This window comes from Mesorhizobium sp. WSM3873, assembly GCF_001672445.1.
Taxonomy (GTDB): Bacteria; Pseudomonadota; Alphaproteobacteria; order Rhizobiales; family Rhizobiaceae; genus Mesorhizobium.
In genome coordinates this window covers 18,699-44,719 of the sequence record NZ_LYTM01000045.1, presented here as the reverse complement: position 1 = coordinate 44,719, position 26,021 = coordinate 18,699, and the positions used below count along the sequence as shown (strand labels likewise).

The following is a 26,021-nucleotide window of genomic DNA, read 5'->3' as shown; positions in this document are numbered from 1 at the left end:
ATTCGCCACCACGCCAGACGGAAGAGACGATGAATACGCTTCGCACCGCCATGCTCCTTGCCGCGATGACCGCGCTGTTCATGGGCGTCGGCTTTCTGATCGGCGGCACCGGCGGCATGGTGATCGCCTTGCTGTTCGCCGCCGGCATGAACCTGTTCAGCTACTGGAATGCCGACAAGATGGTGCTGTCGATGAACCGCGCCGTCGAGGTCGACGAGAGGAACGCTCCCGAATATTATGCGATCGTTGAGGCGCTGGCCAAGCAGGCGGGCCTGCCGATGCCGAAGACCTATCTGATCGACAGTCCGCAGCCGAACGCCTTCGCCACTGGCCGCAATCCCGAAAACGCCGCTGTGGCCGCATCGACCGGCCTGCTGGAGCGGCTCAGCCACGAAGAGGTAGCGGCGGTGATGGCGCATGAACTCGCCCATGTGCAGCATCGCGACACGCTCACCATGACGATTGTCGCCACGCTTGCCGGCGCGATCTCGATGCTCGGCAATTTCGCCTTCTTCTTCGGCGGCAGCCGCGAAAACAACAATCCGCTGGGCTTCGTCGGCGTGCTTGTCGCCATGCTCGTTGCGCCCTTTGCCGCCATGATCGTGCAAATGGCGGTGAGCCGCACCCGCGAATACGAGGCCGACCGGCGCGGCGCCGAAATTTGCGGAAATCCGTTGTGGCTCGCCTCGGCGCTCGACAAGATCGCGCGCGGCGCCGAGCGCATTCCCAATCCGGATGCCGAGCGCAATCCGGCGATGGCACATCTGTTCATCATCAATCCGTTGCACGGTGAGCGCATGGACAATCTGTTCTCGACCCACCCGAGCACAGAGAACCGCATCGCCGCCCTGCAGCAGATGGCGCGCGAGATGAGCGGTGCCGCCCAAGCCGCGCGGCGCGAAGCCCCTGCGCCAGGCCAGCCGGACGAGCCGCAGGCAGGGCCATGGAGCCAGCCGGCCGAGCCGGAGCGGCCGAAGCCCAATCCCTGGGGTCGCAACCCGACCGGCCCTCGCGGCGGAGGATCCAAAGGTCCGTGGTCGTGAGCGGAGCGAAGCGCCGACCGCAAACCCAAGGCAGAGGTGACGCAAGTGCGAGCGAAACGGTCGCCGGCCTCGCGGCGCGCAAGGCGGCCGCCCGCCTGCTTGCCGCCGTCATCGATGCCCATACCCCGCTCGACGGCCTGACCGACAACGAGCACGGCCACCCGCAATACAAGGCGCTCGACCAACGCGACCGCGCATTGGTGCGCGCCATTCTGGTCACGGCGCTGCGCCACCGCATGACCATTGCCGGACTGCTTGCAAGGCGTCTGGAAAGGCCGTTGCCGGCAAACGCCACCGTGCTCTCGCACATCCTGCACGTGGCCGCCGCGCAGATCCTGTTTCTCGACATCCCCGACAGCGCCGCCGTCGACCTCGCCGTCACCCACGCCAAGTCCGACCCACGCACGCTGCGTTTCTCCGGTCTCGTCAACGGCGTGCTGCGCTCGCTGGCGCGTGCCAAGGGCGCCGAGCTGGCGCCGACGCTCGCCGCGACGACCGAGGCGCCCCAGTGGTTCGCAGACCGACTGGCCACAGCCTATGGCGCCGCCAGGGCGGAGGCCATTCTTGCCGCCCATCGCCATGAGGCTCCGGTCGATTTCACCGTTAAAACCGACCCTTCGCTCTGGGCGGAGAAGCTGGGCGGCATCGTGCTGCCGACCGGCACGGTGCGCGTCGAGAAGCTGCAGACCGGCGTCACCGATCTGCCCGGCTTCGCCGAGGGCGCCTGGTGGGTGCAGGATGCGGCGGCAGCCCTGCCCGCGCGCCTTTTCGGCGCCATCGAGGGACAACGCATCGCCGATCTTTGCGCCGCGCCCGGCGGCAAGACGGCCCAGCTGATCCTCGCCGGCGCGAACGTCACCGCCGTCGACAGTTCAAAGAACCGGCTGGCCAGGCTGGGTGAGAACCTAAAACGCCTCGGCCTTTCGGCCGAACTGGCGCACACCGACCTGCTCGACTACCGGCCGGCGGAGCCGTTCGACGCCGTGCTGCTCGACGCGCCCTGCTCCTCGACCGGCACCGTGCGCCGGCATCCCGACGTGCCGTGGACCAAAACCATGGCCGATGTCGAGAAGCTCGCCACGCTGCAGCGGCGCCTGCTCGCTCACGCCGTCACTCTCGTCAAACCGGGCGGACGGCTCGTCTTTTCCAATTGCTCGCTCGACCCGATCGAGGGCGAGGAGCTTTATCGCGTCTTCCTTGCCGGAACTCGCGGCGTGATCGCCGATCCGATCCAAGCGGGTGAATTCGCCGGCTTCGATCCCTTCCTCACGCCCGATGGCACGCTGCGCACCACCCCCGCCGATTTGGTGCTGAATTCACCGGGGGTTTCGGGGCTCGACGGCTTCTTTGCCGCCCGGATGAGAAGGACGATTTAGGACGTTATTGCATAAATCTTGCCGACTTTTTTAGCGACGCCCAGGTCATGGCCGCGTGAAGGGGTTCACTTCGGCGAAATCCGCCTTCGCATAAGTTCTTGAATCATATAAGCTTGTGCTTAGGGGCTGACGACTATCAGGAGGGGTTTTGGCACTTGCTGCCGGCAGCACGACGCGTCTTTGGACGCTTGTCGCGAGGGAGTTCTGGCGCAAAACGCGCCGGCGCCTTCGTGCCGGTCCTATCTATCGCTGGCGTTATTCCGGCCGCACGCCCGAGCGCGTCCTCATCGCGCCGCCGGATCTGAGGCTCGCCGACCCGCAGATCGCGCTCGAAATCTACTATGGCCGCTATCCGCTGTCCGGCCACATGGTCGAGACCGGCGGCAAATCGCCTTTCCAGATCAATGTGCCCAATCGCGGCTGGCAAAAGTCGCTGCACGGCTTCCGCTGGCTGCGCCATATGCGCGCCGCAGGCACCGAGCTCGCCGCCGCCAATGCTCGCGCCCTGGTCTCGGACTGGATCGTCATGCACGGCAACCAGATATCGGGCGTCGCCTGGGAGCCTGGCACGACAGCCAAGCGGGTGATTGCCTGGCTGCAGCATTCCTCGGTCGTGCTGCAAGGCGCCGAATTCCCGTTCTACCGCGCCTTCCTCAAATCGCTCGCCATGCAGATCCGCTATCTCAGATCGATGGCGCGCGAGATGCCGGACGGCAAGGACAGGCTGCGCGCTCGCATCGCGCTCGCCTTCTCCACCCTGTCGCTACCCGCGCCGGCCTCGGCGCTGCGCGCCGCCACGCGCAACCTGGCCGAGGAGCTCGACCACCAGATCCTGCCGGACGGCGGTCACATCTCGCGCAACCCGATGACGGTGCTGGAATTGCTGGCCGACCTTCTGCCGTTGCGCCAGACCTATGCCAACCAGGCCGAGGCGCCGCCGCCGGCGCTGATCAACGCCATCGACCGCATGCTGCCGGCGCTGCGCTTCTTCCGCCACCAGGACGGCAGCCTTGCCCGCTTCAACGGCATGGGCGCCACCATCCACGATCGCATCGCCACCATCCTGCGTCATGACGACACGGTCGGCGCGCCGCTGCTGCACGCGCCCCATTCCGGCTATGAGCGCCTGTCGATGGGCGGCGTCACGGTGATCGCCGACACCGGCCTGCCGCCGCCTGTCGACATCTCCAACGCGGCGCATGCCGGCTGCCTCGCCTTCGAGCTTTCTTCCGGGCGCCAGCATTTCATCGTCAACGCAGGCATCGATACCTATGGCGCCGCCGAATTCCGGCCGCTCGCCCGCGCCACCGCCGCGCATTCGACAGCCACCGTCAACGACACGTCCTCGGCGCGCTTCAGTCACTCGTTGCGGGTCAGCGACCTGCTCGGCTCGCCGCTGATCGGCGGCCCGCAGCACCTGCCCTGCAAGCGCATCGACCAGAAGGGTGTGCAGGGCTTTGTCGCGCGCCACGACGGCTATGCCGCGCGCTTCGGCTTGCTGCACGAGCGGGAGCTGAAGCTGGCGGAGAACGGCAATGTGCTGACCGGCCGCGACCGCTTCCTTCGTCCCGGAGGTGCGGCGATCCGCAACAATGGCCGCGACTTCGTCACCGTGCGCTTCCATATCCATCCCGACATCGGCCTGCTGCACGACGAGCAGGACCGCCTGACCCTGGCGGCCGCCCAGGGCGACACCTGGGTGTTCACTTGTGCCGAAGTGGCGCCGGAAATCGAGGAATCGATCTATTTCGCCGGGCTCGGCGGACCGCGCCGCAGCCGGCAGATCGTGCTTGCCTTCAAGGCCTCGGAGATCGCCGAGGTGCACTGGCAGCTGACGCGCGCCGCCGTCGCCGGCTATCCCGAGAACAACTGATTCGCGGCCAAGGAACCCGAGTTGCGCGCTTGATTTCCGAGCCTCATATGCTACGGCCCGCGAACGTTCCCAACCAGCCTTGAAAGGCCGCCAGCCATGGCCGTCCCCGCCAAGAACATTCCGGCGCCCGACCTCGTTCCGATTCGCCGCGCGCTGCTTTCTGTTTTCGACAAGACCGGTTTGATCGACTTTGCCAAAGCCCTTGCCGCCGCCGGCGTCGAGCTGGTCTCCACCGGCGGCACCGCGAAGGAGATCGCCGGGGCCGGCCTGGCCGTACGCGATGTTTCGGAGCTGACCGGCTTTCCCGAGATCATGGACGGTCGCGTCAAGACCTTGCATCCCTCGGTGCATGGCGCCCTGCTCGGCGTGCGCGACGACCCCGAGCACGCGAAAGCGATGCACGACCACCACATCCAGCCGATCGACCTCGTCGTGTCCAACCTCTACCCGTTCGAGGAGGTCCGCCGCTCCGGCGCCGGCTACGCCTCGATCGTGGAAAACATCGACATCGGCGGCCCGGCGATGATCCGCGCCTCGGCCAAGAACCACGCCTATGTCGCCATCGTCACCGACCCTGCCGACTATGCATCGGTGCTCAACGCGCTCGAGATGAATCTCGGCTCGCTGTCGCTCGATTTCCGCAAGAAGCTGGCGGCGAAGGCCTTTGCCCGCACCGCGACCTACGATGCGGCGATCTCCGGCTGGTTTGCCGACACGCTCGAAATCGAGCATCCGACCTGGCGGGCTTTCGGCGGCCGTCTCGACCAGGTGATGCGCTATGGCGAGAACCCGCATCAAGGCGCCGGCTTCTATCTCTCCGGCGACAAGCGCCCGGGCGTCGCGACCGCCAGGCAGCTGCAGGGCAAGCAGCTTTCCTACAACAACATCAACGATACCGACGCCGCCTTCGAGCTGGTCGGTGAATTCGATCCGACCCGATCGGCGGCGATAGCCATCATCAAGCACGCCAACCCGTGTGGTGTTGCCGAGGGCGCGACGCTGAAAGCGGCTTACGCCAAGGCGCTGGCCTGCGATCCGGTCTCGGCCTTTGGCGGCATCGTCGCCATGAACCGCATGCTCGACGCCGAGGCAGCGGAAGAGATCGTGAAGACCTTCACCGAGGTCATCATCGCGCCCGACGCCACCGATGAGGCCGCGGCGATCGTAGCGGCGAAGAAGAACTTGCGCCTTCTGGTCACCGGCGGCCTGCCCGACCCGCGCGCCGCCGGCACGGTCGCCAAATCGGTCGCCGGCGGGCTGCTGGTGCAAAGCCGCGACGATGCGGTGGTCGACGACCTCGAGCTCAAGGTGGTGACGAAACGCGCGCCGACTCCGGCCGAGATGGCCGACCTTAAATTTGCCTTCCGCGTCGCCAAGCACGTCAAGTCGAACGCCATCGTCTACGTCAAGGACGGCTCGACCGTCGGCATCGGCGCCGGCCAGATGAGCCGCGTCGATTCCTCGCGCATCGCCGCCCGCAAGGCGCTCGACGCTGCCGAGGCGGCTGGCCTGGCCGAGCCGCTGACCAGGGGTTCGGTCGTCGCTTCCGACGCCTTCTTCCCCTTCGCCGACGGCCTGCTGTCGGCCATCGAGGCCGGCGCCACGGCCGTGATCCAGCCCGGCGGCTCGATGCGCGACGAGGACGTGATCGCCGCCGCCGACGAGCACGGCATCGCCATGGTGTTCACCGGCGTGCGGCACTTCAGGCATTGAGTGCCACTACCCTCCCCTCGATGGGGAGGGTCGGTGCGCTCGCCTGCGAGCGCACCGGGGCGGGGTGATGGCGCCGACCCCACCCCGCTCCGCTTCGCGGATCGACCCTCCCCACAAGGGGGAGGGTAAATCACTCCACCGGCTTGTCCGCCGGATATGGCGTCCTGACCAGGATTGCCATGCCGAGGCCGAGGAACAGCGCGATCACCGCCATGCCGAGCCGTGCCGAGCCGCTGGCCAGCGTGATCGTCGACACCAGGAACGGCGCCAGGAAGCTCGTTGCCCTGCCGGCCAGCGCGTAGATGCCGAAATAGCGGCCGGACTCGGCGGCCGTGACGCTGCGCGCCATGTAGGAGCGCGAGGAGGCCTGCACCGGCCCGAAGGCGAGCCCGATCAGCAGGCCGTAGAGGATGTAGGCCTTTTCGGCCGCGGTGCCGAAGAGGCCGCCGGAATCGGTGGTGGGCAGTTGTATTAGGCCGAGCAGCGTGAAGCCTGGCCCGGTCGACACGACGCCGATCGTAGCCAGCAAAAGCAGCATCAGCGCAAACATCACCACGGCCTTCGAGCCGAGCGCGGTGTCGAGGCGCGCGGCGATCCAGCAGCCGAAGATCGCGACGACGTTGAGGATGATGCCGAACATGCCGATCTCGGTGATCGACCAGTTGAACATGCCGGCGGCAAAGGTGCCGCCGAGCGCCAGGAGCGCGTTGACGCCGTCCTGATAGATCATGCGGGCGACGAGGAAGCGGAAGATGCCGACGCGCTTGCGCACCTCGAAGAGCGTGGACTTCAATTCCGACAGGCCCTCGCGCACCGCCGGGCCCATTGAAAGCCCTTTGATGGCGTCCGGCGTGAAGATGAACATCGGCAGGATGAACAGGAAGTACCATCCGGCCGACATCGGCCCGGTGAAGCGCGCGTCCTCCCCAAGCTTAGGATCGAGCCCGAACAGCGGGTCGAGGCCGATGATCGTCTTGCCGGTTTCCAGATTGCCGGCCAGGAACAGCACCACGAAGATCAAGGCCACCATGCCGCCGAGATAGCCGAGCCCCCAGGCGATGTTGGAGATCTTGCCGATATCCTCCTTCGGCACCAGGCGCGGCATCATGGAATCGTTGAAGACGGTGGAGAATTCCGCGGCCACGGAGGCGAGCGAGAAGAGCAGCACGATCAGGAACAGGCTGGAGCCGGGCGCGGCGAACCAAAGCAGCGTAAGGCTGACGATCTTGACCGCCGCGAAGGAGGCGATCCATGGCTTGCGCGGCCCGGTCTGGTCGGCAATCGAGCCGAGCACCGGCGAAAGCACCGCAATGACGAGACCCGCGGCAGCGATGCCGTAACCCCAGGCCGCCTGCCCGGTTGTGGGGTCGCTCGCCATGCGCGAGACGAAGTATGGCCCGAAGATGAAGGTGGTGACGACGGTGAAGAAAGGTTGCGCCGCCCAGTCGAAGAACATCCAGCCCCAGATGCCGCGCCCCGTTGCCCGCTGCACTGCTACTTCGGCCATGTCCCCTCCGGCATCGTCCGCTCGCCCCGCGATCCGCGCATGTCTGCATGTTTTCGGGCGGCGATGCAAATGAACAAGCACGGCGCCGCCGCTCATTGGCTTGCGCGTTCCACTCCGCGTCAGCGGGAAAAAGAGCGCCGGCCGCGACCTCTTCCTTCTGGGAAGTCGCACCTCAGGTCCGCATGGGGGTCGGCGCTGCCTCCCACCCCGCTGCTTCGCAGCGACCCTCCCCGCAAGGGGGAGGGTAAACCTACATCCCCGTCAGGTCGCTCATCAGGCCGGACGCCACTGACAGCCGAGACACGGTGATGTCGCCGCCTTCGGTCAGCGCCTGCAGCCTCTCGCGGATTCGCCCGACCTGCTCGCCGCCTGCTTCCAGCCAGGCCGCCACCGGATCCACCGCCTGGCCGTGGGCGGTGAGCGCCGCGACCGCGATGCCGCGTCTTGCGGCGCCGATCGTGTCGGTCGCGCGCGATAGCGCCAGCTGGTCGTAATAGTCCGGCGGCATGATCGAGCGCGCGGCCTCCTCGACGCGTGGAATGCGAAAAGCGTCGCTGACGGCGAAGAAGGCCCTGGCGGCGCTGACGATATCGGCATTGGCCGTGCGTGCGGTGAGCGCGATGTCCGGGATCAGGTCGCTCACCTCGGCCAGCGCCAGCTTTTCGGCAAGTTTGTCGGGCGCGCCGCCCTCAGTCAGGTCATGGCGCCGCGCCTCGATCCGCTCGCGCGAGAAGGCCGGCAGCAGCGAGATGAGCTTCGGCTCCAAAGCCTTGCGCGCTTCCTGCAAGTCGGCGATACGCTGGCCGAGCCGTGCGGAGGATAGGTCGTTCTTCAGGTACCAGCCGCTGGTCATGAAGATGAGCCGGCTGACTGCCTGGTAGAGATCGAGCTGCGTCTGGCCGTCGATTTGGTTGTCGAGGGCATCGATCTCCTTGTAGAGCCAAGGCAGCGCGAAACCGTCGCGCACCAGGGCGAAAGTGCGCACGACGGCGCCCGCGGTGCAGCCCGTGGCTTCCTGCAGCCGGTTGACGAAGGACGGCCCGCCGCGATTGACGAGATCGTTGGCGACGACGCGCGCGATGATCTCGCGCCGCAGCCGGTGGTCACGGATCTCGCCGGCGAATTTCTTCGCCATCCGCTCCGGGAAATAGCCCATCAGATCGCGGTCGAAATGCGGATCGTCCGGCACGTCGCTGGCGACGATGTCGGAGAAGAGCACGATCTTGGCATAGGCAAGCAGCACGCCGAGCTCGGCCCTGGTCAGCGGCTCGCCGCGAGCCTCGCGCTCGGCGAGCGCCGCCGGCGAAGGCAGCGTCTCGACGGCGCGGTCGAGCAGGCCGCGCGCTTCGAGCGCCGTCATGAAGCGCGCCTGGTGCGCGATGTCGGCCAGCCCGCGCTTGCGCGCCAGCGACAGCGCCAGCGTCTGTTGGTAGTTGTTGGAAAGCACCAGCGTGCTCACCTCGTCGGTCATCTCGGCAAGCAGCTTGTTGCGCGCCTGCCTCGCCAGCGAGCCTTTGCGCATGGCCGACGCCAGCGCGATCTTGATGTTGACCTCGACGTCCGAGCAGTTGACGCCGCCCGAATTGTCGATGGCATCGGAATTGCAGCGGCCGCCCTTAATGCCGAACTCGATACGCGCCCGCTGCGTGACGCCGAGATTGGCGCCCTCGCCGATGACCTTGGCGCGCACGTCGAGCGCGGTGACGCGGATGGCGTCGTTGGCGCGGTCGCCGACATCGGCATTGGTCTCGCCGGAGCCCCGGACATAGGTGCCGATGCCGCCGAACCACAAAAGATCGACGGGCGCCTTGAGGATGGCGTTCATGATCTCGACCGGCGTTGCCGTGGACTTGGCGAGGCCGATCGCGGCGGCCGCCGCTGGCGGCAGCGTTATCGACTTCAGGCTGCGCGAGACGATGACGCCGCCTTCCGACAGCTTTGACTTGTCATAGTCCTGCCACGACGAGCGCGGCAGCCCGAACATGCGCTGGCGCTCGGCCAGCGAGGCCGCCATGTCCGGGTCGGGGTCGATGAAGATGTCGCGGTGGTCGAAGGCGGCGATCAGCTTGGTTGCCGGTGACAGGAGCATGCCGTTGCCGAACACGTCGCCCGACATGTCGCCGACGCCGACGACCGTGAAGGGCTCGGTCTGGATGTCGCGGTTCATCTCGCGGAAATGCCGCTTCACCGCTTCCCAGGCGCCCTTGGCGGTGATGCCCATCTTCTTGTGGTCGTAGCCGGCCGAGCCGCCGCTGGCAAAGGCGTCGTCCAGCCAGAAATTGTGCGTCTCCGAAATGGCGTTGGCCGTATCGGAGAAGGTCGCCGTGCCCTTGTCGGCGGCAACGACGAAATAGGGATCGTCCTGGTCGCGCCGCACCACGCCGGCCGGCGGGATGATGCCGTCGACACCGATATTGTCGGTGATCGAAAGCAGGCTGGAGACGAAATTCTTGTAGGCCGAAGTGCCGGCCTCGAAGATGGCGTCGCGGCCGGCGCTCATTGGCAGTTTCTTCGGATAGAAGCCGCCCTTCGCGCCGACCGGCACGATGACCGCGTTCTTGACCTGCTGCGCCTTGACCAGACCCAGCACCTCGGTGCGGTAGTCCTGGGCGCGGTCGGACCAGCGCAAGCCGCCGCGCGCCACCGGGCCGAAGCGCAGGTGCACGCCCTCGACCTCCGAGCCGTAGACGAAGATCTCGCGCCAGGGCCGCGGCGCCGGCAGCCCGTCGACTGCCTGCGAATCCAGCTTGATCGCCAGCGACTGTCCTTTGTCTTTCGTATCGGTAACGAAATGATTTGTGCGCAGCGAGGCTTCGATCAGGTTGAGGTAACGACGGATGATGGTGTCGTCATCGATGTTGGGCACCTCTTCCAGCGCGTCCTTGATCTTGGCCTTGAGGTGCTTGGCGGCGACCACGCCCTCGGTCTCGGCCGTAGGGCCAAGGCGGGCAACGAACAGCTGATGCAGGCCGCGCGCGATCTCCGGATAGCGGTTGAGCGCGGCGGCGATGAAATCCTGGCTCTGCGGGATACCGGCCTGCTGCAAATAGCGGCCGTAGGCGCGCAGGATCGTGATTTCGCCCGACCAGAGACCCGCGGTCTGGGCAAGGCCGTTGTAGCCGTCATTGTCGACGTCGCCGCGCCAGACCGACAGGAAGGCATCCTCGAACAGCGCGCCGTCGCCGAGGTCGATCGGCTTGCCGTAGCTGTTCTCCAGCTCCATGTCGTGGATGAACACCATGCCGGAGGCTTCGTCGCCGACCTCGAAGGTGCGCTCGCTGATGACGCGGAAGCCGATATTCTCCAGCACCGGCACGCGCCGCGACAGCGCCACCGGACTGCCGTGGTGATAGATCTTCAGCGCCGCCTGGTGCGGCTTCTGGTCGGCATGGCGGTAATAGTCGATGGCGATCGGATTGGCCGCATCGATCCTGGCGATGCGACCTGCGTCGGCCAGCGCCACGGCCGGCGAGAACGAATCGCGATAGCTTTCCGAAAAGCGCGAGGCAATGGCCGTGAGCGTTGCATCCGCGCCGGATTCCGACACTGCTTCGCGCAGCGCATCGTCCCAGGTGCGCACGATGTCGCGGATCGCTGCCTCGATCGTTGTCGGCTCGACCTTTGGCGTCTTGCCGCCGGAACGGCCGATGATGAAATGCACACGCGCCAGCCCGCCTTCCGGGAAGGCCGGATAATATGCCGACAGCCGGCCCTGGAATACCGTCTTCAGGTAGGTGCCGATCTTCTCGCGCACGACGCTGTCGTAGCGGTCGCGCGGCACGAAGACGAGAATCGAGACGAACCGGTCGAACTGGTCGACCCGCACCAGCGCCCTGACGCGCGGCCGTTCGACCAGCCCCAGGATGGCTTCGGCGTGCTTCCTGAGGATCGGCACCGGAACCTGGAACAGCTCGTCGCGCGGATAGCTCTCCAGCACGTTGATCAGCGCCTTGCCGGAATGGTCATGTGGATTGAAGCCGGACTTGGCGATGACCGTCTCGGCCTTCGAGCGCAGATAGGGGATCTTCATCACCGAACGCGTGTAGGCGGTCGAGGTGAACAGGCCGACGATGCGCAGCTCGCCTGAAAGCACGCCCTTGGCGGTGTAGGTTTTGACCCCGATATAGTCGAGATAGATGCGCCGGTGCACCAGGGACTTGGCATTGGCCTTGGTGACGATCAGCGGTTCCGGCCCATGCAGGAAGGCGCGGATTTCCGGCGTTGTCGACACCGCCTCGGTGCCGCGCCTGAGAACCAGGACGTCGGGATCCGCGAGGATGCCGAGGCCGGGTTTGTCGGCGCGCTCCAGCATGCCGCTCTTCTCGCCGCCGGTGTAGTTGAACTCGCGCATGCCAAGGAAGGTGAAATTGTCGTCTCGCAGCCATTCGAGGAAGGCGATCGCCTCGGTGACATGCGCCTTGTCGAGCGGCACCGGCGCGTAGCGGAATTCCGAGATGGCCTGATCGAGCCGGGCAAGCATCGGCTTCCAATCGGCGACGGCGGCGCGCACCTGGTCCAGCAGCTTCTTCAGGCGGCCGGCCAGGGCTTCGGCCTGATCGGCCGAAAGGCGGCCGATATGGACGTGGACGACGCTCAGCCGGTCATGGCTGGTTTCGCCCTTGACGGAGCCGCCGTCACCGAGGATCTCCTCGATGCCGCTCTTGCCGTGCCGGACGACGATGACGGGATGGGTGACCAAAAGCGGCTCGCCGGCGCTCTCGGTGATCTCGCCGAGGATGGAATCGAACAGGAACGGCATGTTGTCGTTGACGACGGTGATGACCGTCATCGGCCGGCCCTGGCGCGTCACGCCGGAATCCACGTCTATGGCAATGATGCAATCGCCCTTTCTGTGCCTGGCGACCGCCCGGCCGGCGAGATCGGCGGCGCGTTCGAGGTCGGCGACGTCATAGGCGGCGATGTCTTCGGCCGGCGTGCGGGCGAGGAGATAGTCGGCGAGCCTGCCGGGCTTTTCGCCTGCCCTTGCCGCGCCTCCTTTTGCCGTGCTGGTCTTTTTCGGCTGGCTTGCGGTTTTCAGGCTGGCCATGATGTGAAGTCCCTCCCGTCACATGCTTTTGGGTCTATGGTAGCAGATGAGCGCTATTTGGCGACAAAGGTTTGACGACGCTTTAAGAAAATCGAACCGACGCTCACCCTGCGAGGAGAACGGATATGACCGACAGGATTACGGCGCTCGACCTGGCCCGGGCGGAGCTGAGCGAAGCGACGAAGGCTTATTTCGCCAAATGCGAGGAAAAGCTCGGCCTCGTGCCCAACGTGCTTCTGGCCTACGCCTTCGACGAGAAGAAGCTGCGCGCCTTCACCGACATGTACAACGAGCTGATGCTGGGCGAGTCCGGCCTGTCGAAGCTGGAGCGCGAGATGATCGCGGTCGCCGTTTCCTCGATCAACCAGTGCTACTACTGCCTGACCGCGCATGGCGCGGCGGTGCGCCAGCTTTCCGGTGAGCCCGCTCTTGGCGAGATGATGGTGATGAATTTCCGCGCCGCCGGCTTGCCCGAAAGGGAGACGGCGATGCTGGAATTCGCGGTCAAGCTGACGGAGGAGCCGGCCAAGATCGTCGAGGGCGACCGCGCCGCGTTGCGACAGGTGGGCTTCAGTGATCGCGACATCTGGGACATCGCCTCGACTGCCGCCTTCTTCAACATGTCGAACCGGGTGGCCGCTGCGGTCGACATGCGACCGAACCCCGAATACCACGCCATGGCAAGGTGAGGCTCACCGGCCTCACATTAGCAACGTCGAATTTCTCGTTGCCCGCCCCGCCGTTTGGGTCGATGATCAACGATTGCGGCGTAGCCGCATATCGGATTGCGGCGTAGCCGCATACCGCCAGGCGGCGCTGCCGCATCCCGGCTCGACGCTGCCGAAAAGGGAGGAGAACATGGCGAAATTTCTCTATGTCTATCACGGCTCCGGCAAGATGCCGACCGAGGAGGCCGAGCGCAAAGCTGCGATGGATGCCTGGACCGGCTGGTACGACAAGCTGGGTTCGGCCGTGATCGACGGCGGCAATCCTGTCGGCATGTCGAGAACGGTGCTGCCCGGCGGCGTGGTCGAGAACAATGGCGGCAGCAATCCAACCGCCGGCTACACGATCGTCGAAGCGAAGGATATCGACGATGCCGTCGCCAAGGCCAGGGATTGTCCGATCCTGATGAACCCGGCCTTCAGCGTCGAGGTCGCGCCGATCATCGAGATGATGTAGCGCCAAAGCGCCCGAAGGTCGTCACATTGAAACACGGCGGGCGGCATACTCTTGCCCGCCCGCCGTCGCACGGCTAGAAGAGCCGATCCTTTTCCGATTTCGAGTTTCACTTTGCCTCAGTAACCGCCGGTCTCGTCTACTCCCGAAAGCACCGCAGGCGCGCTTTGGCGGCACCTGCATTCATTTCATGTGTTCTTCAGGCGGCGGCGCGAGACCGGTTTGGCATTGCTGAGCCGCCGTCGCGCAATCGCGCGGGGCCTGATTTTCATCCGCTACAGCCTTTCGCCACACCGTGCCCGCATGGGCATCTCGGACATTGCCGCGCTGACGGACTTCCCGACGGGAAGGGCCTATCGGCATGTCTCGAACTTTGCGCATTCGCTGGGTGATCGCGCCCGCGGTCGCGCCTCGACCTCTCATCAACTGCAATCGCTGCGGCGGCGTCAAACCTTATCAATGCAGCGGAAAGTTCCGCGTCAACGCCAACGGCAAGCGCATCGATGCCTGGCTGATCTATCGCTGCACCGACTGCAACAATTCCTGGAACCGCACCATTTTTGAGCGATGCAACCGTCGCGACATCGCACCGGCGCTGCTGGCTGCACTGGAGCGCAACGATCCGACGCTGGTCCGCCACTATGGCTTCGATGCCGTGGCGCTCAGAAATCGGCTCGGGCGGATCGAAGAATCTCCCGAAGTCACGGTGCGAAAGGAGCTGCTGGATGGCAGGCCGGAAGGCGCGACGGCGCTTTGGCTTGAGCTTCGGCTCGACGCCGCAACGCCCTTGCGGCTTGACCGCTTGCTCGCCGGCGAGCTCGGCATCTCCCGGTCGAGGCTGCAGGCCTGGGAAGCGCGGCGGTTGCTCGCCATCGAACCGTGCGGCGCCAAAGCCCTGCGCAGGCCGGTGCGCGACGGCATGGTGGTACGCGTCGACCTCTCCGGCGAGACCGGCCGTGACGCTGTCGTTTCGGCCGCATGTGCATGAAGTGAAAAGAGAGGGAGCGCTGCCCCCTCCCTTGAGTAACTGCCTGGGCTAAAACCCTACGCCGCGCCCATCACCTTGGCCGACTTCTCGAAGCGCTTGCGCTCGTTCGGGTCGAGATAGAGCTTCCTGAGCCGAATGGTCTTCGGCGTCACCTCGACCAGCTCGTCGTCCTGGATCCAGGCCAGCGCGCGTTCCAGCGTCATGCGGACCGGCGGCGTCAGCTTCACCGCCTCGTCCTTGCCGGCGGCGCGGATGTTGGTGAGCTTCTTGCCCTTCAGCACGTTCACTTCCAGGTCATTGTCGCGGGAATGGATGCCGATGATCATGCCCTGGTAGACCTTGACGCCCGGATCGATGATCATCGGGCCGCGGTCCTCCAGGTTCCACATCGCATAGGCGACCGACTCACCCTGTTCGTTGGAGATCAGCACGCCATTGGTGCGGCCGGGCAGCTCGCCCTTGTACGGCTCATAGGCATGAAACAGCCGGTTCATCACGGCGGTGCCGCGCGTGTCGGTCAACAGCTCCGACTGATAGCCGATCAGGCCGCGGGTCGGCGCGTGGAAGACAAGGCGCTGGCGGTTGCCGCCGGAGGGGCGCAGCTCGACCATCTCGGCCTTGCGTTCCGACATCTTCTGCACGACCACGCCGGCGTGCTCCTCGTCGACGTCGATGACGACTTCCTCGACCGGCTCCAGCAACTGGCCGTCATCGCCCTTCTGCATGACGACCCGCGGGCGCGACACGGCGATCTCGAAGCCTTCGCGGCGCATCGTCTCGATCAGCACGGCAAGCTGCAACTCGCCGCGACCGGAGACGAAGAAGGAATCCTTCTCCGGCGATTCCTCGATCTTGAGCGCCACATTCCCTTCGGCCTCGCGCAGCAGCCGGTCGCGGATGACGCGGCTGGTCACCTTGTCGCCCTCGGTGCCGGCAAGCGGACTGTCGTTGACGAGGAAGGACATGGTCACCGTCGGCGGGTCGATCGGCTGCGCATGCAGCGGCTCGCTCACGCTCGGATCGCAGAAGGTGTCGGCGACGGTGCCCTTCGACAGGCCGGCGATGGCGACGATGTCCCCCGCCTGGGCTTCCTCGATCGGCTGGCGCTCGAGCCCGCGGAAGGCGAGGATTTTCGAGATCCGTCCGGTCTCGATCTGCGTGCCGTCATGGTGCAGCACCTTGACCGCCTGGTTTGGCTTCAGCGAGCCCGACTCGATGCGGCCGGTGATGATGCGGCCGAGGAACGGATTGGCCTCGAGGATGGTGCCGATCATGCGGAACGGACCGGGATGCACCGTCGGCGCCGGCACATGCTTGACGACGAGATCGAACAGTGGCGCAAGGCCCTGGTCCTTCGGGCCTTCCGGATTTTCCGACACCCAGCCGTCGCGGCCCGAGCCGTAGAGGATCGGGAAGTCGAGCTGTTCGTCGGTCGCATCGAGCGCCGCGAACAGGTCGAACACCTCGTTGACCACCTCGATGTGACGGGCGTCAGGCCGGTCGATCTTGTTGATGACGACGATCGGCCGCAGACCTACCTTCAGCGCCTTGCCGACGACGAACTTGGTCTGCGGCATCGGCCCTTCGGCGGCGTCGACGAGCACGATCGCCGAATCCACCATCGACAGGATGCGCTCGACCTCGCCGCCGAAGTCGGCGTGTCCGGGCGTGTCGACGATATTGATGCGGGTGCCCTTCCAGTCGACCGAGGTCGCCTTGGCCAGGATGGTGATGCCGCGTTCTTTTTCGAGGTCGTTGGAGTCCATGGCGCGCTCGGCGACGCGCTGGTTTTCGCGGAAGGCGCCGGACTGTTTCAGGAGTTGGTCGACGAGCGTGGTTTTCCCATGGTCGACATGCGCGATGATCGCGATATTGCGGAGGTTCATTGTCTGGTCTCGGGAGCGTTGCAGGCAGCAGGCCCGAAAGCGCCGCCTTTTTTGGTTGGGCGGCTCATACAAGGTTTTTCGCAATTGCGAAAGGGGAGGCCCCGCCCCAAATAAATGGTCACTGATTCTTAAACGTCTTGGTGTGAACTGATTCTGTTAACCAAGGCGGAACCTTTGAGGGGCCGGGCAATTTCATGTTCATGACCGATCAGATGTCCAGATTGCGTCCGGTTTTCGCGTGGGGAGCGCTTGGCGTGCTTGTCGCGGCTGGCGCCGCACAGTCGGCGGCTGCCCTGAGAGAAGCCGACCCCTCGGCCCCTGATGCCAAAACCGCGCAGCAGATGTTTGCCGACGCCCCGGACGGGGTCGACCCGATCGTCACCGGCCCGGTCAGCGCCGCCTTCAAGCAGCGCCAGAAGGCAGCCAACTGCGACACCGCCGTCTGGCCGAACATTCCCGCGACCTGCTATCCGGAATAATATTGCGACGGCTACCTAACAAAGGCGGCACTCCGGCACACCCCCTGTGCCCTGCCGGACTGTCCGGCAGGAAATAGGGGGGTGCCTCGTCCCGACCCTAAGCCGACCGCACCGGATCGAGCGTGACCTTGTAGAGCTCGTTGTCGTCGCGATCCATCAGCCGCACCGTTAGTTGCTCGGTGGCGCCGGAAATGTCGACCAGGCCGAAGAACTGCAGGCCCGCTGATGGCGGCAGGTTCTGGCCCTGCTCGGCGCTCGGCGCCTTGATGAACTTCAGCTCGGGCCCGAAGGTCATGTCGAGATCGTTGGGACCGAAGGTGCCGGCGTGGATCGGGCCGGAGACGAATTCCCAGAACGGGTTGAAATCCTGGAACTGCGCCTTGTCCGGATTGTAGTAATGCGCCGCCGTATAGTGGACGTCGGCGGTCAGCCACACCGTGTTGGTGATGCCGGCGTTCTTGATGTAGCGCAGCAGGTCGGCGAACTCGAGCTCGCGGCCTTTTGGCGTGCCATTGTCGCCGTTGCTGACCGCCTCGGCGCCGGCCTTTTTGGCCGCGTCGTTCCAGACGACGAGGCCGAGCGGCATGTCGGCGGCGATGATTTTCCAGGTCGCCTTGGAATTCGCCAGCTCGCGCTTCAGCCACTGCGTCTGCTGCTCGCCGAGCATGCGCGACTTCGGCGTCAGCGTGTCCTCCATGTCGGGGCCGTTCGGGCCGCGATAGGAGCGCATGTCGAGGAAGAACACGTCGAGCAGCGGCCCGTGGGCGATCTTGCGGTAGACGCGTCCCGGTTCCGAAGGCTCGTAGCGGATGGTCGTCATTTCATGGAAGGCGCGCGCCGCGCGGGCCGCCAGCACATGGATGGATTTTTCCGTGTAGCGGTTGTCGGCCGTCAGGTCCTTCGAATCCGACCAGTTGTTCACCACCTCGTGGTCGTCCCACTGGTAGAAGGTCGGGCAGATGGCGCTAAGCGCGAGCACGTGCTTGTCCATCATGTTGTACTTCCACTGGTCGCGATACTCGTCCAGCGTTTCGGCGACCTTGCGCTTGCCGTCGATCATGACGACGTTCTTCCACTTGCCGCCGCCGGGCAGGTCGACCTCGTCCTTCATGGCGCCGTCGGCATAGATCGTGTCGCCGGAATGGAGGAAGAAGTCAGGCGTGTGCTTGGCGATGGTGGAGTAGGTCTTCATGCCGGTCTCGTCGATGCCCCAGCCCTGGCCGGCGGTGTCGCCCGACCACGCGAAGCGCACGTCGCGCTTCGACGCCGGCGCGGTGCGGAAACGGCCGACGATCGGCTCGGAGACGGCGTTGATGTCGGAAAGATCGGCGGCCGTCATCCGGTAGAAAATGTCCTGGTCGGCGGCGAGGTCGGTGAGCAGCCGCTTCACCGTATAGTCGCTGGCGGGCGAGGTATCGAGCGGCGCCAGCCTGACGGCGTCGGCGAAGCTTTCGGTGGTCGACACTTCGTACATCACGCGCGCCGGCCTGTCGGTGCGGGTCCAGATCACGCCGGAGGTGGCGTCGATATCGCCGGACTGGACGCCGTGGGTGAAGGCCGGGCGCTGATTGGCGCGCGAATAGTAAGGCAACGCGAGACCGGAGGCGCCGACTAGGCCAAAGGCGCTGGCCGAGGTGACGAAAGCGCGGCGGGTTAACGAGAGCTTGTTCATGGCTGTCTCCGGATGGCGTTGAACGGGACCGCAACCCTCCGGCCTCAATGTTTCAGGCGCATATCGGAACCATGAAATTTTGATAACAGGTCACATCTCTCCCTTCTCCTCTTGCGGGAGAAGGGGAAGTCGCGCTTTAGGCCGCCTGCGGTTCCGGCTCAAAAGCCGGCTTGCTCGTGTTGATCAAGAGCGAAATACAGGCCGCGGCTATGCCGGTCATGCCGGCGATCAGGAAGGCAAGCTCGTAATTGCCCTGCAATTCGCGCATCGTGCCGCCGAAGGCCGCCGCCGCCGCGGCGCCCACCTGGTGGCCGGCGACGATCCAGCCGAACACGATCGGGCCGCTGCGGTCGCCGAAAGCTTCGTTGGCGAGCCTGAGCGTCGGCGGCACGGTGGCGATCCAGTCTAGCCCATAGAGCACGGCGAAGATGATCAGGCTGACGGCCGAGAACCCGGAATAGGGCAGATAGATCAGCGACAGGCCGCGCACGGCATAATAGACGCCAAGCAGCTTGCGCGGATCGAAACGGTCGGTGAGCCAGCCGGACAGCGTCGTGCCGATCAGGTCGAAAATGCCCATCATCGACAATAGCCCGGCTGCCTGCACCTCGCCGATGCCCATGTCGCCGCAAAAGGCGATGAGATGCGTGCCGACGAGGCCGTTTGTGGTGAAACCGCAGACAAAGAATGTGGCGAACAGGTACCAGAACACCCTGGTTCCCGCGGCACGGCGCAACGTGTTCAGCGTATGCGCCAGGAAATTGCCTTGCGCGGCCGGCGACACCGGCGGCACGTCGTCGGCATCGGCGCCATAACGCACCTGGCCGATGGAAGCCGGGCGCTCCGGCACCAGCAGAAAGACCAGCGGCACGAGAGCCGCCGTGGCAATGGCGATGGCAACGGCGACCGGCTTCCAACCTCCCGACTGAGCCAGCGAGGCGAGCAGCGGCAGGAACACCAGCAGGCCGGTCGCGCTGGAGGCGGACATCAGCCCCATCACCAGGCCGCGATTGGTCTTGAACCAGCGATTGACGATGGTGGCGCCGAGCACGGTCGCGACCGCGCCCGAGCCGATGCCCGAAAATACCCCCCATGTGATCAGCAGATGCCACGGCTTGGTCATCAGCAGGCTGAGCGCTGTGGAGCCCGACATGATCAGCAGCGCGGCAAGCAGTGTGCGGCGTAGCCCGATCCGCTCCATCAACGCCGCGGCAAATGGCCCGGTGAGGCCATAGAGGAAGATGCCGACCGCGGCGGCAAGCGAGACGACATCGCGCCGCCAGCCGAAGCTCTCTTCCAGCGGCAGCATCATGACCGCCGGCGCGGAACGGAGACCGGCGGCGATCAGCAGGCAGAAGAAGATGACTGCGACGACGACGAAGGCGTAGCGCTGGCCAAAGGGGCGGGAATGAGTTATCATGTTACTGACCGGTACGTTGCAATGGAGCGGCGCCATTCATACGTACCGGTCAGTAACATTGTCAAGCGAGTTTGTTGAATGCCATCGGACAAAAAAATTGAAGCGTCGATCAGCGGAGCCGGCACGGCGCCGGCGCCGAAGGCTGCCGACAAGATCCTCGACGTGGCGCGCGACCTGTTCTATCGCGAAGGCATCCGGGCGATCGGCGTCGATGAGATCGTCAGGCGCGCCGGCGTCACCAAGCCCAGCCTGTACCGGACCTTCCCGTCCAAGGACGAACTCGCCGCTTCCTATCTGCGCAAGTACGACCTCGAATTCTGGCAGCGGTTCGACGAGGCCGTGGACGCGCATCCTGGCAATGCGCGCGCGCAGATCATCGCTTTCCTCACTCGCGTCGGCAAACGCACGCAGAGGCCGGACTATCGCGGCTGCGGCATGACCAATGCGGCGGTCGAATATCCCGAGCACGGCCATCCTGCGCGGGTGGTGAGCGAGAACAACAAGCAGGAATTGCGCCGGCGCCTGCGCGCCATGGCGGCCGCGATGGGTGCGAGTGATTCCGAGACGCTCGGCGATGGGCTGCTGCTGCTGATCGAGGGCGCCTATATCAGCGGCCAATTGTTCGGCCTCGGCGGACCGGCGGCATCAGTCGCCCGCAACGCCGATCTGCTGATTGAAGCCAGCTTGAAGAAATAGTGGTCCGCACCGTCCGACTGCCCAGTTCCGGGCGTCGGTGGCCTAGACAATTGACCCTTCGCGCCAACCCAGCTTCCTAGGTTCACGCGGGTTTTAACGCTACGCTGCTGCACCAAACGGAGGTCTTCGGATGCGCGCCTGGCTTGCTCTTACTGCCTTTGTCATCCTTGGTGGCTCGGCCCATGCCGGCGACATTTCCAGTGCCTATACCGACCTCGACTGGAAGAAGGACTGCGTGACCTACGCGCAATCGGAAGAAGGCGACGGCGACTGGGCGAACCTCGCCTGCGCGGGCTATCGCGGCTATCCGGTGCTGATCGGCTATGACGACGCGCGCGAGTCCGTCTACTACGGTTTTCCCTCCGACGACATGACCGCCATCTGGGAGAGTTTCTCCGGGTTCAACACCGCTGGCCCGAAGATCGAGTGGCGCATCGAAACCAATGGCGACAAGGCGGTGCCCTTCGCCGTCATTCATCGGCGCGAGATCAGCAATCCCGAAAACGACAACAAGCCGACCGAGGTGCTGGTCGTCGCCAAGGTCGCGCAGCCGGAGGAGCATGAGGGCTGCACAATCGGCCTCGTGCTCGCCACCGGCAATCCTCAGGCCAACGATCAGGCGCGCAAGCTCGCCGATCAAAGGGCGAAGGGTTTTGCTTGCGGCAAGGACAAGCGCGAGGTGATCGGCAACGTGCCGGACTTTGGGCGAGTAGATAACTAGAAATTAGAGGGTGTTCGACGAGTGCGAGACGGCGAAGGTTGCGCATTCGTCATCCTTGGGCGGAGCAAGGAGCGAAGCGACGCGGCGCAGACCCAAGGATCCATGCCGTTACATCAAGGCGTTGCCACGGTGCAGTAATTCCGTTCCGTAACGATCTTTCGCGCGACCTCACGGCATGGATCCCAGGGTCTCCGCGACGGAGCTGCGCTCCTGCTTCGCCCTGGGATGACGACGTTGAGGGCTTCGCCCAAGCCCCATCGCCCAGGCGTTGGCTGCCGCTTACCTACTTGACCGCCTTCGCCCGTTCGATCGCCTCGACGATCATCTTCTTGGCATAGTTGGAATCGTGCCAGCCCTCGATCTTGACCCATTTGCCGGGCTCGAGATCCTTGTAGTGCTCGAAGAAGTGCTGCACCTGCTGGCGGGTGATTTCCGGCAGGTGCGTGTATTCGGTGACATTCTCGTAGCGCAGCGTCAGCTTCGGCGAGGGAACCGCGATCACCTTCTCGTCCTGGCCGGCATTGTCTTCCATGATCAAGACGCCGATCGGCCGCACATTGATGACGCAGCCCGGCACCAGCGCGCGCGTGTTGCAGACGAGCACGTCGATCGGGTCGCCGTCGCCGGAGAGAGTGTGCGGCACGAAGCCGTAATTGCCGGGATAGCGCATCGAGGTGTGCAGGAAGCGGTCGACGAACAGCGTGCCGGCCTCCTTGTCCATCTCGTACTTGATCGGCTCGCCGCCGATCGGCACCTCGATGATGACGTTGATGTCCTCTGGCGGATTCTTCCCCGTTGGTACGGCTTCGATGCGCATGCTCAAATCCCTCTCTCGATTTGTGAGATCGATAGCGGGCGGCGCTTCATGGTGCAATGCGGCGAATAGCACTGGACGCTAATGGAAGCGCACAGTTTGTGATGGATTGTAACCCAATGCATGTCGCCCAAGACTGCGCAGCGGTTTTGGGCGAACGATATGTATCAAACGAAGACTTGAAGCACGTCACCGCAAACGCGTTTTAAGTGGCGGCCATCATTCCCAGACGAAGGCAACCTTCTTCAGCGCCTTCTGCTCGAAGACCTCGACGCCTTCGGCGACGTCGCGGCCGCCATTGCCGGCATAAAAGGCCAGCGCATTGTAATTGTCTTCCAGCGCCCACACCACCAGGCCTCTGAGGCCGTGGTCGGCAAGGCGCGTCCGCGCCGCCTTGAACAGCCTGCTGCCAAGGCCGATGCCCTGATATTCCGGACGCAGGTAAAGCTCGTAGATCTCGCCTTGCTGCCTGAGCTCGCGGGCGCGGTTCCTGCCGATCGTGGCATAGCCGGCGATCGTGCCCCCGATCTCGACCACCAGCACGGTAGCTGCCTTGCGAATTGCGTTCGCCCACCAATCGGGGCCGCGGCGATTGATCATGGCCGTCAGCGTGCGATGCGGGATGATGCCGGAATAGGCGCCGCGCCATGCCTCCTGGTGCACGTCCGCGATAGCTGTTGCATCGCGAGGGTCGGCTTTCCGGATGTCGATCGTCAGCGTGTTCATGATTTGTTAATCATAAACCCGCTTGGCCCGACTGCAAAGAGTCCCGCGCTGTCGCGCCCGCGCTTTCTCACAAATGAGCTTGGCGGCATCGGAGGCACCGAAAACCAACCCTCACCCGGCCCCGGCAGAGCAGATTTTCAGCAAGTTCCGTCAGATCTCGACGAGATGGTCATCCAATTCATTGGTGTCGCCGGCGGTAACCGGGAAATGCTCGGCCAGCACCGCGCCGACCGCTTCGATCGCCTTGGCGAAACCGTCGGCGAGTCGATCGTCGCCCGCGTGCTTCGTCAGGTCCCGCACCACGCCATCCCAGACATGCTGGCCGACCTTGGCATCGATGCCGCTGTCGGCCACCACCTCGGCATAGCGCTCGGCGATGGAGACGAAGATCAGCACGCCCGTCCTCGCCTGGGTGCGGTGGACGTTGCGGGCGAGAAATTGCTTCATCGCATTGGCATGCGCCGCCTGGTAGCGCAGCCGTTTCGGCACGAGGTGAATGCGCAAGCCGGGCAGCGCCCAGAGGAGCGCGAGCATGCAGCCAAACGCCAGAAGCTGAGCAAGCACGAAATGCGGCAAACGGATGGTCAGCCACAAGGCTTCCAGCCCGTAGGCCACTGCGAGGCTGACGACAATCGTGGCGAGCGCCGCCGCGAACGCAGCCGGGAAGAAATAGCCGTCGCTGGACCCCGCGACGACGCAGTATATCTCGCCGTCGGTCCTTGCTTCCGCGGCACGGATGGCCTCGGCGATGCGGTCATGGTCCTCGGGACTGATCGGTCGCGTTGCCATGGTTTCTCACCAGCTTCCAGAGGAGCCGCCGCCGCCCGACGAACCGCCGCCGCCGGAAAACCCGCCACCGCCGCCACCGGAGGACCAGCCTCCACCGCCCGACGACCAGCCGCCGCCACCGGACGACCATCCGCCGGATGATCGCCGGCTGGGCTCGAAGGTCATGCCGAGCCAGCGGTAGCGGCCGGGCCCGATCTTCTGGCCGAAGATCGGCGGCAGCACCGTCAGCGCGATGCCGCCGAAGAAGATCAGCGCCCATATGGTGATGAAGATGGCGAAGAACAGGTCGTCGGAGTTGAACGGCGCCTGCTCGTTGCGCTTGCCGCGCGCCTCCAGCTCCTCCGGATTACCCTCCAGCACCATGATGATGTCGTCGACGGCCTTGCTGATGCCGCCGGAGAAGTCTCCGGCGCGGAAGGCCGGCACCATGTCGTTTTCGATGATCAGCTTGGTGTGCAGGTCGGTCAGCGTGCCTTCCAGCCCATAGCCGACCTCGATGCGCATCTTGCGATCGTTCGGCGCAACCAGGAGAAGAACACCATTGTTCTCTTTGGCCTGGCCGAGCTTCCAGAAGCGGAACAGCCGGTTGGCGTAGGGCTCGATCTCCTCGCCGCCGAGGGTGGGGATGGTCGCGACGACGATCTGGTCGGAGCCTTTCTTCTCGAAATCGGCGAGTCTCTGGGTCAGCGCCGCGCGCGTGCCGGCATCAATAATGCCGGCATTGTCGACCACGCGGCCGGTGAGCGGGGGCAGGTCGGCGGCAAGGGCGGCGATGGGGAAGAGGAGGCAGAAAAGAACGCCAAGGAAGCTGAGGTAAGCGTTCCTTCGCGCCCCCCTCTGTCCTGCCGGACATCTCCCCCACTTGGGGGGAGATTGGATATCGCGTCCACCCTCGCCACTCTCCAACGTTGGAAGCGGAGATACAGCGGTCGAGCTGCCAATCTCCCCCCTTGCGGGGGAGATATCCGGCAGGACAGAGGGGGGCGCGAAGGAACGCAAGGCCTGCAAGCTCGATTAAATTTCAGTCGCGCCGCTCACCCGCCCTGCTTGGTGCTCGTGCCGAAATCCACCTTCGGCACCTGCATCTTGTCTTCCTCTACGGTGAAGTTCGCAAACGGCTCATTGCCGCGGAACCAGAATGTCGCCCACAGCACCGACGGGAAGGTCCTCAGTGTCAGATTGTACTCCCTGACCGCCTGGATGTAGTCGCGACGCGCCACCGCGATGCGGTTCTCGGTCCCTTCGAGCTGCGCCTGCAGCGCGAGGAAATTCTGGTTGGCCTTGAGGTCGGGATAGTTTTCCGAGACCGCGATCAACCGCGACAGCGCGCCCGTCAGCCCGGCCTGGGCATCCTGAAATTTTTTGAGGGCTTCCGGATCCTTCAGCGTCTCCGGCGTCACCGTGATCTGCGTCGCCTTGGCGCGCGCCTGGACCACCGCGTCGAGCGTGTCCTTCTCGTGCGAGGCATAGCCCTTCACCGTCTCGACCAGGTTGGGGATCAGGTCGGCGCGGCGCTGATACTGATTGAGCACCTCGCTCCAGGCTGCCCTGGCATTCTCCTCCGCCGTCGGGATGGTATTGTAGCCGCAGCCGGCAAGCAGCGGCAGCACGAAGGCCATCATCAGCAAGGCCGGCAAATTGCGGAAAGCGGAGGGTAGAAGAAGGCGCTCGGCGAACATGATTGGTCCCCTCGACAGAAGTTGTGATGCGAAGCATTACCACAATCCGTGCGCAAGAAAACGACCCGGTGATGACGCAGCCTTGGTCCGGCCGCTCGCCCCCTGTGAATACGCGATCGAACAGGCTAAGCTCCGGGCCGGAAAGGACATTCTCCATGGCCGAGCGCCGGGACGACGAGAATGAATCGCGCCGCATCCTTGAGCGCGTGGCGCGCGAAACGACGCCGGGCGGCGCTTCCTTCGTCGCCCGCACCGCGAAGGACGCACGCGACCACGTGACCGCGGCCGATGCCGACCGCTCCGATCCGATCGAAGTTTGGGGCACCCGCATTGGCCGAACGCTCGGCCTCATCATCGCCATTGGGCTGTTGGTCTGGCTGGTGTATGCCGCCACGCAGGGTGGCTAGGAACCG

Annotated in this window: 21 protein-coding genes; 11 read left to right on the top strand and 10 right to left on the bottom strand. The window is 64.9% G+C overall.

Annotated features, from left to right (window positions below; all coding sequences use genetic code 11):
* Positions 1–29: 29 nt before the first annotated feature.
* The 4 genes from htpX to purH all read left to right on the top strand — a co-directional run bounded on the left by htpX (position 30) and on the right by purH (position 6,005).
* Complete coding sequence (htpX, locus tag A9K71_RS23125; protein ID WP_067001483.1) at positions 30–1,043, top strand: zinc metalloprotease HtpX; 1,014 nt, start codon at positions 30–32, stop codon at positions 1,041–1,043.
* Positions 1,034–2,419, top strand: coding sequence for an RsmB/NOP family class I SAM-dependent RNA methyltransferase (locus A9K71_RS23120; RefSeq protein ID WP_245299742.1), 1,386 nt, complete (start codon positions 1,034–1,036; stop codon positions 2,417–2,419). The genes htpX and A9K71_RS23120 overlap by 10 nt, the downstream gene beginning before the upstream one ends.
* A gap of 148 nt (positions 2,420–2,567) precedes the next feature.
* Positions 2,568–4,292, top strand: coding sequence for a heparinase II/III family protein (locus tag A9K71_RS23115; RefSeq protein WP_067001480.1), 1,725 nt, complete (start codon positions 2,568–2,570; stop codon positions 4,290–4,292).
* 96 nt (positions 4,293–4,388) lie between these two features.
* The gene (gene purH / locus A9K71_RS23110; protein WP_067001477.1) at positions 4,389–6,005 is read left to right on the top strand and encodes a bifunctional phosphoribosylaminoimidazolecarboxamide formyltransferase/IMP cyclohydrolase; all 1,617 of its coding nucleotides are present in this window, start codon (positions 4,389–4,391) and stop codon (positions 6,003–6,005) included.
* Positions 6,006–6,135: 130 nt separating this feature from the next.
* Here the strand turns inward: purH and A9K71_RS23105 are convergent, their stop codons facing one another.
* Both A9K71_RS23105 and A9K71_RS23100 read right to left on the bottom strand, forming a co-directional pair.
* A complete protein-coding gene (locus A9K71_RS23105; protein ID WP_067001474.1) occupies positions 6,136–7,512 on the bottom strand; it encodes an MFS transporter in 1,377 nt (458 codons plus the stop codon).
* Between the two features lie 250 nt (positions 7,513–7,762).
* A complete protein-coding gene (locus tag A9K71_RS23100; protein ID WP_067001471.1) occupies positions 7,763–12,559 on the bottom strand; it encodes an NAD-glutamate dehydrogenase in 4,797 nt (1,598 codons plus the stop codon).
* Positions 12,560–12,684: 125 nt separating this feature from the next.
* On the opposite strand from A9K71_RS23100, the gene A9K71_RS23095 reads away from it, so the two are divergent.
* The 3 genes from A9K71_RS23095 (at position 12,685) to A9K71_RS23085 (ending at position 14,726) form a co-directional block, all read left to right on the top strand.
* Positions 12,685–13,248, top strand: coding sequence for a peroxidase-related enzyme (locus A9K71_RS23095; protein WP_067001468.1), 564 nt, complete (start codon positions 12,685–12,687; stop codon positions 13,246–13,248).
* A gap of 169 nt (positions 13,249–13,417) precedes the next feature.
* Entirely contained in the window at positions 13,418–13,741 is a 324-nt protein-coding gene (locus tag A9K71_RS23090) for a hypothetical protein (protein WP_067002171.1), read from the top strand.
* 358 nt (positions 13,742–14,099) lie between these two features.
* Positions 14,100–14,726 (top strand): DUF1062 domain-containing protein, encoded by a 627-nt coding sequence (locus tag A9K71_RS23085; RefSeq protein ID WP_067001466.1) that lies wholly within the window; start codon positions 14,100–14,102, stop codon positions 14,724–14,726.
* 56 nt (positions 14,727–14,782) lie between these two features.
* Here A9K71_RS23085 and typA read toward each other — a convergent pair whose 3' ends face one another.
* Positions 14,783–16,612 (bottom strand): translational GTPase TypA, encoded by a 1,830-nt coding sequence (gene typA / locus A9K71_RS23080; RefSeq protein ID WP_067001463.1) that lies wholly within the window; start codon positions 16,610–16,612, stop codon positions 14,783–14,785.
* 194 nt (positions 16,613–16,806) lie between these two features.
* Here typA and A9K71_RS23075 point away from each other — a divergent pair, with 194 nt between their 5' ends.
* Positions 16,807–17,091: a hypothetical protein gene (locus A9K71_RS23075; protein ID WP_245299740.1), complete on the top strand. Its 285-nt coding sequence runs from the start codon at positions 16,807–16,809 to the stop codon at positions 17,089–17,091.
* A gap of 97 nt (positions 17,092–17,188) precedes the next feature.
* Here the strand turns inward: A9K71_RS23075 and A9K71_RS23070 are convergent, their stop codons facing one another.
* Together A9K71_RS23070 and A9K71_RS23065 are read right to left on the bottom strand one after the other, a co-directional pair.
* Complete coding sequence (locus A9K71_RS23070) at positions 17,189–18,763, bottom strand: alkaline phosphatase (RefSeq protein ID WP_067001460.1); 1,575 nt, start codon at positions 18,761–18,763, stop codon at positions 17,189–17,191.
* Between the two features lie 136 nt (positions 18,764–18,899).
* Positions 18,900–20,183, bottom strand: coding sequence for an MFS transporter (locus A9K71_RS23065; RefSeq protein WP_067001457.1), 1,284 nt, complete (start codon positions 20,181–20,183; stop codon positions 18,900–18,902).
* Between the two features lie 78 nt (positions 20,184–20,261).
* On the opposite strand from A9K71_RS23065, the gene A9K71_RS23060 reads away from it, so the two are divergent.
* On the top strand, positions 20,262–20,879 hold the full coding sequence (locus tag A9K71_RS23060) for a TetR/AcrR family transcriptional regulator (protein ID WP_067001453.1): 618 nt from the start codon (positions 20,262–20,264) through the stop codon (positions 20,877–20,879).
* 130 nt (positions 20,880–21,009) lie between these two features.
* Positions 21,010–21,600 (top strand): hypothetical protein, encoded by a 591-nt coding sequence (locus A9K71_RS23055; RefSeq protein WP_067001450.1) that lies wholly within the window; start codon positions 21,010–21,012, stop codon positions 21,598–21,600.
* A gap of 283 nt (positions 21,601–21,883) precedes the next feature.
* Here A9K71_RS23055 and ppa read toward each other — a convergent pair whose 3' ends face one another.
* The 5 genes from ppa to A9K71_RS23030 all read right to left on the bottom strand — a co-directional run bounded on the left by ppa (position 21,884) and on the right by A9K71_RS23030 (position 25,608).
* Complete coding sequence (gene ppa / locus A9K71_RS23050) at positions 21,884–22,417, bottom strand: inorganic diphosphatase (protein WP_067001447.1); 534 nt, start codon at positions 22,415–22,417, stop codon at positions 21,884–21,886.
* Between the two features lie 216 nt (positions 22,418–22,633).
* Entirely contained in the window at positions 22,634–23,140 is a 507-nt protein-coding gene (locus A9K71_RS23045) for a GNAT family N-acetyltransferase (protein ID WP_067001444.1), read from the bottom strand.
* Positions 23,141–23,290: 150 nt separating this feature from the next.
* Positions 23,291–23,929, bottom strand: a complete 639-nt coding sequence (locus tag A9K71_RS23040) for a TPM domain-containing protein (RefSeq protein ID WP_067001441.1) — start codon at positions 23,927–23,929, stop codon at positions 23,291–23,293.
* A 6-nt stretch (positions 23,930–23,935) separates the two neighbouring features.
* Positions 23,936–24,808 (bottom strand): YgcG family protein, encoded by an 873-nt coding sequence (locus tag A9K71_RS23035; RefSeq protein ID WP_067002165.1) that lies wholly within the window; start codon positions 24,806–24,808, stop codon positions 23,936–23,938.
* Positions 24,809–24,963: 155 nt separating this feature from the next.
* Positions 24,964–25,608: a LemA family protein gene (locus A9K71_RS23030; RefSeq protein WP_067001437.1), complete on the bottom strand. Its 645-nt coding sequence runs from the start codon at positions 25,606–25,608 to the stop codon at positions 24,964–24,966.
* Positions 25,609–25,763: 155 nt separating this feature from the next.
* Here A9K71_RS23030 and A9K71_RS23025 point away from each other — a divergent pair, with 155 nt between their 5' ends.
* The gene (locus tag A9K71_RS23025) at positions 25,764–26,015 is read left to right on the top strand and encodes a hypothetical protein (RefSeq protein ID WP_067001435.1); all 252 of its coding nucleotides are present in this window, start codon (positions 25,764–25,766) and stop codon (positions 26,013–26,015) included.
* The last annotated feature ends 6 nt before the right edge of the window (positions 26,016–26,021 follow it).